The following is a 9,295-nucleotide window of genomic DNA, read 5'->3' as shown; positions in this document are numbered from 1 at the left end:
GGCCAAATGCGAGAAACCGACGAAAGAGAAAACACGGAACTTGACCACCACCTGACCAGTCCAACATCATCTAAGCCGGGTCAGTTCTTGATGGAAATCCTGGGTCAGCTCTCAGTGGAAATCAACATGCGCGTGTCAGTCGGGAGCGCCGCTTCGGGCTGCAGTCGATCCTGGGCATGCTCGGCGAATGCCTGGATCGAACCGACGACGCGTTCTGGGAGCCGGTGATGGATGAGATCTGCAGTGTTGCCTTCGCCAGGCTTCCGATGTCCAGCACTGGCCATTTCATGCAGCGACGTCCGCCGAAGCGCCTTGTTCATTCGATCGTCAGCGCAGCCGAAGAGTACGGCTTGAATGTCAGCGGAACGCGTCGCTATCTCCGCCGGGCGGATGTAATCGGCCCGGAGACGGATGCTCTGCCACCGGACAAGGTGACGTTCCCGGCTGACGCCCTGCCGCCGCGCAGGAAGCTCCTTGAGCAGAGGCACCGACCAGGGGAGGGGCTCAGTACGGATGGACCTGTAAGCGTGACCGAGGCCGCTGCTCTCCTCGGGATCGGGGCGAAGTACATGGCGGGCTGCGATTTTCTCCTCGCGGATCGCCAGAACGGGAGATGGCGTCAGTTCGACCAGAGAAAGGTTGCGTCGTTGCGGCACGCGATGCTTTCAGGCGCCGTTCTGGTGAATGAGGCCGGCCCTGAAGACTATGGCATCGAAGAGGTTGCTCGGCGGTGCCACGTCACTTTTGCAGCCCTCGTCGGTTACGTCGAGGCGGGCGAGGTCTCCTGGAAGGGCCGTCTCGCTAAGTCGCAGTCTCTGGAAGGCCTTCTGTTCAGAAAGTCCGAGATCTATCGGATTCTGTTCCCTATGGAAGAGGGCGAGATCGAACTGCGGATCGCAGCGGATCGCATGGGGTACGACAAGGGCATTCTCTACCGGCTGGTCAAGGATGGCCACTTGCCGGCACGTCAGAGGATCAACGGACGAGGTGGTCCCCGCGGCTGGGTGGTCCGCCTCGCCGACGTCGAGACTTTGATGGGACAGACCATGCGTTTCGACGAGGTCGCGGCAGCGCTGTCCATGAAGAAGCAGCAGGCAAAGAGGGCCCTGAAGGCAGATGGCATCGTACCGATTTTCGAGGATGCCCGTGTTGGGACGGTCCTGTTCTGGCGGCAGGAGGTCGAACAGCACCTCGCGAGTTCAATCTCCGCCCTTAATAGATAGAAGATATCGAATCAAGCGCATTGCATGAAGACTATCAACTCCAAGGGAAGAAAATCCGAAAGATACTAGAATTATCGCCTTGACTGTCGTCTTCTAAGATATAAGCGATTTCTGAATCGGAAAGGTCCATCCGTTTTAATGATCTCGTTACATCCAAACCCTTGCGACGAGATCTCCTCAGGATCTTAAGAAGCCTTTTGTTAATATCCCAGTCATTAGAAATATGGGGCAGGCTTCTCTCCAAAAAAACTCGTGTATGCGGAGTGAAACTATTTCTTAATGCGACAATCCTCAGCCTAGGCAGTACATCCTGAATTACGTCGATTGATTCTGACAGTCCATACCTTAACGCAAAGGCTATGAGATAGGCATCAACAGCGATATTCTGGTTGGTCGTTGCATCGGCGCCGGAGCGATTGGCTGCCTCCCATACGTCTTTAGGCGCTTCATTAATCTCCATAGAAAAATATATAAGGGAGAGAGCGTGGAAGATCTCTAACTTGCCACTAAGTTCCGGAAGCGCTCTGGTCATCACCTCACGACTATGACTAGAGAATGTATCACGCCAATCCGCTCCGAGTTCGTCGCTCACACAAAGGCGAACCGCCTCAACAAACGCATCGCCGCTGAATTTGGCCACTGCGTCTTTTGCTGTACCTGTCCGAGGAAGACTCATCAGTTTTCTGAGAAGTCGACGGGTGGCCTCAGGATCGTCAGCGATCTCCAGAAGGCCAATAACGTCAGATTCTTCCAGGCGATCGAGGTCGAGCTTCCCGATCAATTCCGGCCTGTTACGAAGCGCATCAAGCACAAAATCAATTGGGATGCTTGCATCATCCAACGTTGCCGGTTCAACATTCTGCACCAACAGTTCACGGATGAAATTTCTATCAAACTCGAAAGTGTCGCGTACGCTGTGGAGCGCTAGTGCGGCTCTCTTGATATCCAGTTGGTCGAACGCCGCAATAGCATTCCCGACCTCATCTGGCTTCACCAGCCCTGTAGAGAGAGCTTGCGCGTGCGTGGCGAGTTCTACGAAACCCTTTCCATCAAGGCGAGAAACAAGGGGCGGCGCTCCCGCCGGGGCTCCAAGCAAATCTCTTTTCAATGTCGCCGCGTCTAGAGGCTTCGGGAACCGATTGATAATATCATCAGCCGACAGACTGATACGTTCTCCGCCTTCTATTGCCAAATGAGTTCGGATCAACTGTTCGAATGCCTTCTTAGGTCGTGATACGTCTTTCCCATATCGCCATAGAAAACGACGAAGGTGCGTGATATTTGGAGAAATGGCGTCAGATACAGCTGCCGGCAGCCAATCCAGTCGGTAATTTGCCTCCCTATCCACGACTGACGATTGATATTTACTGGTAGATACTCTGATAATTAGGCCCTTGTTTTTAGAATTATCAGAGGTGAAGACTGTGCTGAACATGAATTCTGATCTAAGTTTCGGCCATTGCTGAGACCATACCGCTAGCAACGATCTTTCGAATTCTTCACCAGGAATTTTGCTGCAAATTACTTCCTCGTTTTGATAGTAAGAGGACGTAATGACCGCTACGAGCGCGGGATCTGCGGGAGGGGACTTCGCGAGACGGCGAACGTTTATTTTCTCGCTATACCTATCAAATGAAATCCCAGGATCAGGTCGGCTGAAAAGCGTCTGGAGGACTCCGAGGTCGATCTGCGTAGAAAGAAATGCCCGGGGAAGGAGCAGAATGTGGCTCCATACGCACCCCGGCCTCGATTGTTCCGGCGCGGACCAAGTCTTGATATACGCGAACGCACCGCTTTCCTTCAGGGTGAAGCCGTTGATATAGCTAGAGCTTGCGGACATTCGCGCACCAGGCGCAAGATCCGAGCGTGCCGCCAGATCGTAAGCGTCGCTGGAAGATAGATTGAGAGACGCTGCAAGCTGCCTGTGGCCATCGACATAGCCGTAGAGAGCTTGATCAATCTTGAGCGTCTGCGATTGCATTGTCACCGATCAAGCCCGCTGAGCCACGCGATAGGGTGGGTCAGATCGTGCGGGCCTGCGCCATGACCCACGACCCGTATGCGGCGACTTGCCACTGGCTCCGCCAACAACGCGACTCTGTCACTCGGCTGCCCTGGCTCTTCCTTCTTTGGCAAATGTCCACCTTGCGCCGAAACGCCGTAGATCCTCGTGTCAAAGCGATGGGCGTGGCTCTTCAGGTACTGATCCAGCAAAGGCATACGCTCTGCCAACCAGCGTTGCGGAGTAATTCCCTCGGGAGCCTTGTCCCATGCCGAAACAATGACGGCAACTCGGGCGGGCGAAAGGCCGATATCGTGCTCACTGAATGAGTCTAGGAGATCAGTTATTTGAACCTGTCTTGGAGTATGCTCGGGCTTGAACTCTACCGGCTCTAGAAGGTCCGTTGGGGAACTGGAAACTTGTGACGAAGCGGTATCGTGTGCATTTCCATCGGCGTCAGGTTCAACATTGGCCAAATGCGCACCAGCGCCATCTCCTTTGTGGCCCTCTTCAGCCAAGTCAGGCATCTCTTTAGGCATCTCGTCGGGCATCGCGATGCCGATGTCGACAATTGAAACATCGTCCACAGCTCGTAGCGTCGTGACGAACAACATGAGCCCCTCACACCCGCGAATCATTTCTTCGATTTGGGTATCGAATTCGCGCCTAACGAAAATTTGCTCGAATGTTTCTCCCGACATGTCGATAAAAGAGAGGCCAACCTCGTCGTCCAGGCCGTCCGACCGAAGATTGATGGTAATGGGCTGCCAGGTTCCAAACGGGGTGTGTATGACTTGCCAGCCTTCTTCCCAGGCAGATGCGATTTCCTCTAGATAACGATAATCACCATTGTGCGATCCTTTCGTGAGGGCGGTAGGAACCTCTCGTGAATCTACAAGGTGCCAAAGCGCCGCAGCAAAGGTCGTCTTCCCCGATGATTGAAAGCCCATTACTACATGACGATGGCGGGTCATCTGGCGCATTTTCCTGACTTAGGTCCGTCCGAATAGTCTCACATTGCGGCGTTATCCCCACCAAGGGCGATGGGCCACCCTCTAGCCGACCCGGTCCGCACACAATCTATGAGGCGACATCATTTGGTCGATCCAGCGGGCCGGGGCTACCGCAGGAAGTGGGAGGGCGACACCTGCCGGTTTTTCGTGCGACCACCCCCTGAGAAGATCCTCCAGACCAAGGATGCCGACCGCGTAGTTTGACCGAGGTAACGCACATATCCGCCGAACGTCGACTCTGTGACCTGCCTGCCCAAATTCGCTCACTACGGCTCTCTCAAACTCCCCCAGTTCATCAAGATCAGGTATGGAATGCCCGGCTGGGGCGAGCTGATCGAGCTTAGTGGACAAGATTTCGAGGGTACTGCCCGGCGCTACGGCATTGTTGTTAAGGAGCGCCCATATCTGCTGCTTGAACTCCCGCTTGTAGCCAGTGCGTGTCTCCGGGTTCACCATTCTGCCGGCATCGAGAATGAAACAGACCCTGTCCGCCATCTGGAGTTCCCATAGATTTGGGATCAGATCCGTGTTTCGTCGTGCCTCTCGAAAATCCTCTCCAGATCGATCCGCGATCATTATGTGCTGCTCTCCTCCGGGCCCGACGACATTTAGATGGAAGAAGCCCACATCTTGGCGGCTAGTCCGAGGGGTTGTGGGAATATCCCGTTCCGATCGGACAAGAGCGGAATGATGAAGGCGTGCAAACGCCGTGAGTGTATAGCTCGACTTAAAGGAATATTCAGCAAGCGGTCCCTTGCAAAATGACGCGTAAAGCGCTGAGATCAGTGTGGATTTTCCACTTTTCACGTCCCTGACCAGAGAAATCGTGGTGGTGGAAAAGGATTTACGGAATGGCCACAGTTCGTCCCGATTGAGCACTTCCCCCCGGCGCAGCCGGCCCTTTTCCTCCGGAGGAGTTTCAGATCCCTCTTCAGTTTCCGAGGCATCCTCGCCGAGATCGAGGTCCATCTCATCGTGCCCGTACTCCGGACAAGATTCGAGTGGATCATTTCCAAGGGCGCATATGCCGGTCGTGGCTACGTTGCAGTCATCTCTGACGCACTGAGCACCGCTGGCCATCAGAGCCAGTCCAGCTTCATGAACATGCGTTCATAGAAGGCCTGCACTGCGATCTCGAATCGTGAAAGTTTGGCTTCCATCGACAGGGAAGTCCGCTTCTGAAAGACGGCAGGGACTGCGCTCGCCAGGGACTCTTCATCAAGCAAGCCAAGGCCGAAGTGGAGCGAAGAAACGACACCGATTGGTTTCGAGATGCCCTTAAGCAGGATAGCGCGATCTTGGTCACCAAGGGCGGTCAGTGTTTCTGCGATCGACTGCTCTGCGTCGGCCTCCGGCCCAAGGGCATCCCGTATGATACCCAAGGCACCATGAGGTCCTGGAAGAACATTGATCATTGTCGCGATATCAACGCCCACAAGGAAAGGCAGGGCGTGATCATCGATCTCCGATAGCGGACGATCCAAGAGATAGCTCCAGCGACCGATGTGCCACCACAGGAGATCGACTTCTTCGGCAAGTCGGCGATTTTCAACCGTGAGGTCCGTCAACGCCTCATTGAATTTAGCTGTCAGCCGCTTCTCAGCTTCCTTCGCTTCCCCTGCGACGGCTTCGATTGCAGCATGCAGTGATGCTGCGTCGCCTGCCTTCGCGGCTGACAGCGTCTTCGATACATCCCGCCAAGCCGGAGCGGCTATACGATTCTCATACCTTAGACCCCGGGAACGACCTTGACTTGCCAAGGAAGCCCGCGCCGCGGCGACTATCTCCCCGTTGTCTACGGTCCGCCTACGCCCGCAGAAACTTCCGACGAGTACCATGGCCGGTGTTATTTTATACCCAGACGCGATCAGGTCCTCTAAAACGAGGGTAGCAATTATCCTTGCCTCATTTACGTCTCTCGAAAGAGAGAAATGAGGATCTTTCTCTTTTACGATCCCTTCAATCCAAGATTGCGAATTATCCTGATGTTCCAATATGCCGAATGACAAGCATACTATGCTAACTATTTTTTCTGCGGATTTGCCAGTCTCTGTTCGTAGCCTCTTATGACTGGCGCGACGCGCCTCTACAATAGATCGATCTGCGACAGGCTGAAACCCTTTATAGCGATCAATAAACGAGAAAGTGTTTTCAGAATTGCTCATTTGTTACCTTGGCCGTATAACGCTTCATCGGTCATTTCGTTAAGCGCTGGAAGTCTATTCTGCGACTTTGCTCGGTTTACTGCCGCAAGGACAAATTCATAATCCTTTAGACCTTGATCGCCATCTTGATCTAAAGAGAGGTGCACAATTATTTGCCGCTGCACATGCTCTGCCAAGCGAAACATCTTGCTTGCTACAATCCTGGCTGACACACTTGTTGAAGATGTCTTGGGTTCATCGGGTGGCGTCATGACAGTGGTCGCCCCCACATGTGGCTTATCGACAACAATGGGTGCCGACCATTCAGAAAGCCGATGTCGTGCTTGCCACGTCTCAGCCTGGTCGTGATCAGGCACAGCGATGAACCGCGCTCCCTCTCGCTTCCGGACCCAGATCTCGGCATCGAGGTACCTCTTATCGCCTTCGTATCCGATTGAGAGGCCAATCCAGTTGTAGCCTGGATCCCATCCCGGCTCATCACGATCTGGCTGGACAGCTCCCGCACGTATCGTAGTAAAATGCTTCCCCTCTTCGATTCGTCGAGTGTGCTCATGACCGAATAAATGCAGCTTTGCGACCGCTTCTATGCGCTCACGAAAGCCGGCGCCATTTTTCAGCCAGCCGTACGGGTGGTGACACATCACGACATGGGCCACGCCGTATTCCCTTTGGATCTGTGCTCCCGCCGGATCAACAAACATCTGGTTTGGAGAATCCTGCGCGTCCGATATCAAAGCCGAGTTGAAGCCCCAGATTCGTAGCTTGGAACCGTCCTCCATATCCCAGTCGCGTGTTGTGAAGGGCTTGATATCAGGATGAGCCTCATCGTAGGGCCCAATAGAACAAAGAAAGCGCGCCGCAAAGCGATTATAGTTATCTATTGGCGCAAACATTAGTTGTGCGGAAAAGTTATCAGATAGGTATTCTCTCAAAAATTTGTCAGCATCTTTGGCGTCGCACGATCGTAATTTTGCACGGGCGTCACGATGTAATGGTTTTGCCGCCTGAGACCATTCAACGTCGTGGTTGCCGGGAATTACAAAGACGTCTTCTATTTCACAACCTGCTGCGGGGCACAGTTTGGAATGGAGCCATGAGAACGCAAAATCATACTCACGCTTCGTTCCAGAAAACGCGATATCACCTGAGATCAAAATCGCATTCGCGGCCCTTCCAATTCGCCTGCGCATTAGCTGAACATCGTGGACAAGATCGTCGCGCAGTCCCGCGTTTGGATCGTCATCACGGTCAATTTCACTAGCGCGGAAGTGAATGTCAGACAGATGGAGAAATAACACGATAATTCCCTTATTCTATAATGCTCGCCGCCTACAGGAGTGGTATTCAGAACCATAAAAAGAGTTAAGATGTTTTAATATACGAAATTATTAGTTTATATCTGCCTGGATTGTTGCCCACCATAACATGAATACCGCCGCGGCCATCTGCCAGACTGATCGCCGGCTGGTCATAATTGACGAGAATTCGCATTTGGCTCTCGCGGCTCGAGTGGCGTGGGTCCGGGAATCCGAATCATTGCATCTATTGTATCAAATGAATTCAAGATTCTGACCCGTTGACTAAGGTGCATCTGCCTCGCCTGGTGGACCCCCTGCAAGTGACCGACCGGGCTATGCGTCCGGCGCTTAGAATGGACCTGCATCTTCCGCGCCGTCGAACCATCCACCGGCCAGTCCTTTGCCCTGGTTCTGCCTTATGCCGACAAGGCAATGATAATATCTGCCTTGCCGCGGTCGCCCACACCATTTCGGAAACCCAACGCGACAAAAGGATGGAATTCCACCCTGTTGTGTCGCGGGAAGCGATCTATGTGTCGCAAGCCACGACGAAAGCCCGGTTTCCCGGACGTCATTGATCGGGTGAAATGCAAACTATGTGTCGCGCTACACCAGTTCCCCCTTTATCTTTTGTCCTGTTCTCGACGATGCGCCAGCCGGCTTCTGGCGGCAGCAATTGATCGCGTCGAGATCTTGCGTCGGGTGAGTGATACCGGGACGCCGCGTCGCTGATCCGGGCGAGCGGTGGGCCCTTCATTCCGCATCATCCGCAAGCGTGCAGCCTACGCCACGGCTATTTCGGCGTGGCCGGAAACCGCCGGCTGACAAAGCGCGAGCCGGCGATGCCGAAGCGCCAGGGGATGTCTGCGGCCTGGGTGATGCCGATCCGGGGCCCGGCGACGATGGCCTCAGGCGTCGGCCCGCGCTCCAGCCGGAACGGTGGCGCGTCGAGCGGCAGGCCGTCATGGTCGGCGGTGATGGCCAGCGCCTGCGTCAGGCGTCCGGGGCCGGCGCAGAGCAGCCGCGGATCCTCCATCCGCCGACGCTCCTGCATCGCGGCCAGCCCCGCCAGCGGCTCGAGCGCCCGGATCAGCACGGCGCTGCCGGTCTGGTCAGCCCCGCAGACGATGTTGAAACACCAGTGGATGCCGTAGGACCGGTAGACATAGGCTCGCCCCGGCGGCCCGAACATCGCGGCATTGCGCGCGGTCGGGCCGCGAAACGAGTGCGAGGCCGGGTCCTCGTGATCGTAGGCTTCGGTCTCGACGATCACGCCGCCGACGCCGTCGACGAGCAGTCTTGTCCCCAGAAGGTCCCGCGCGACGTCGACGGCATCGCGGCGGAAGAACTCCGGCGACAACTGGCCCATCTCAACGTCCTTCTGTCGTTGGCATCGTGTCCGCCAGAGGCAAGCCCGGCGCGGCGTTAAACGAGCCGGTACCAGATCGGTCGCATGGCGGGTATGGGGTGGCATCCATCCTGGTGGCTCCTGCGACAGGGCGGCCCGTCCCACAGCAGCCAACCTCCGGATGCAGTGAGGCGCGACGGCAGGCGCCCGTTCTCCGATACAAGCGCATGCGGGTTCGAGACGGCA

7 protein-coding genes are annotated in these 9,295 nt (G+C 55.2%); 1 reads left to right on the top strand and 6 read right to left on the bottom strand.

What is annotated here, in order from left to right:
- Positions 1–176 precede the first annotated feature (176 nt).
- The gene (locus tag GTW51_RS18015) at positions 177–1,223 is read left to right on the top strand and encodes a helix-turn-helix transcriptional regulator (protein WP_163045445.1); all 1,047 of its coding nucleotides are present in this window, start codon (positions 177–179) and stop codon (positions 1,221–1,223) included.
- 34 nt (positions 1,224–1,257) lie between these two features.
- Here GTW51_RS18015 and GTW51_RS18010 read toward each other — a convergent pair whose 3' ends face one another.
- The 6 genes from GTW51_RS18010 to GTW51_RS17985 form a co-directional block, all read right to left on the bottom strand.
- The gene (locus GTW51_RS18010; protein WP_163045444.1) at positions 1,258–3,204 is read right to left on the bottom strand and encodes a GAP1-N1 domain-containing protein; all 1,947 of its coding nucleotides are present in this window, start codon (positions 3,202–3,204) and stop codon (positions 1,258–1,260) included.
- Between the two features lie 2 nt (positions 3,205–3,206).
- Positions 3,207–4,199 carry a TRAFAC clade GTPase domain-containing protein gene (locus GTW51_RS18005; protein ID WP_163045443.1) on the bottom strand — a complete coding sequence of 331 codons (993 nt, stop codon included), beginning with the start codon at positions 4,197–4,199 and terminating at the stop codon, positions 3,207–3,209.
- A gap of 81 nt (positions 4,200–4,280) precedes the next feature.
- Positions 4,281–5,207, bottom strand: a complete 927-nt coding sequence (locus GTW51_RS18000) for a TRAFAC clade GTPase domain-containing protein (protein WP_163045442.1) — start codon at positions 5,205–5,207, stop codon at positions 4,281–4,283.
- A gap of 110 nt (positions 5,208–5,317) precedes the next feature.
- Entirely contained in the window at positions 5,318–6,403 is a 1,086-nt protein-coding gene (locus GTW51_RS17995) for a GTPase-associated system all-helical protein GASH (RefSeq protein WP_163045441.1), read from the bottom strand.
- Positions 6,400–7,701, bottom strand: coding sequence for a metallophosphoesterase (locus GTW51_RS17990; RefSeq protein WP_163045440.1), 1,302 nt, complete (start codon positions 7,699–7,701; stop codon positions 6,400–6,402). The genes GTW51_RS17995 and GTW51_RS17990 overlap by 4 nt, the downstream gene beginning before the upstream one ends.
- A 793-nt stretch (positions 7,702–8,494) precedes the next feature.
- A complete protein-coding gene (locus GTW51_RS17985; RefSeq protein WP_163045439.1) occupies positions 8,495–9,070 on the bottom strand; it encodes a DNA-3-methyladenine glycosylase in 576 nt (191 codons plus the stop codon).
- Positions 9,071–9,295 lie beyond the last annotated feature (225 nt).

It is taken from the genome of Aurantimonas aggregata (assembly GCF_010500835.1).
Lineage (GTDB): Bacteria > Pseudomonadota > Alphaproteobacteria > Rhizobiales > Rhizobiaceae > Aurantimonas > Aurantimonas aggregata.
The sequence above is the reverse complement of the archived record's forward strand: the minus strand, read 5'-3'. Positions and strand labels throughout refer to the sequence as shown.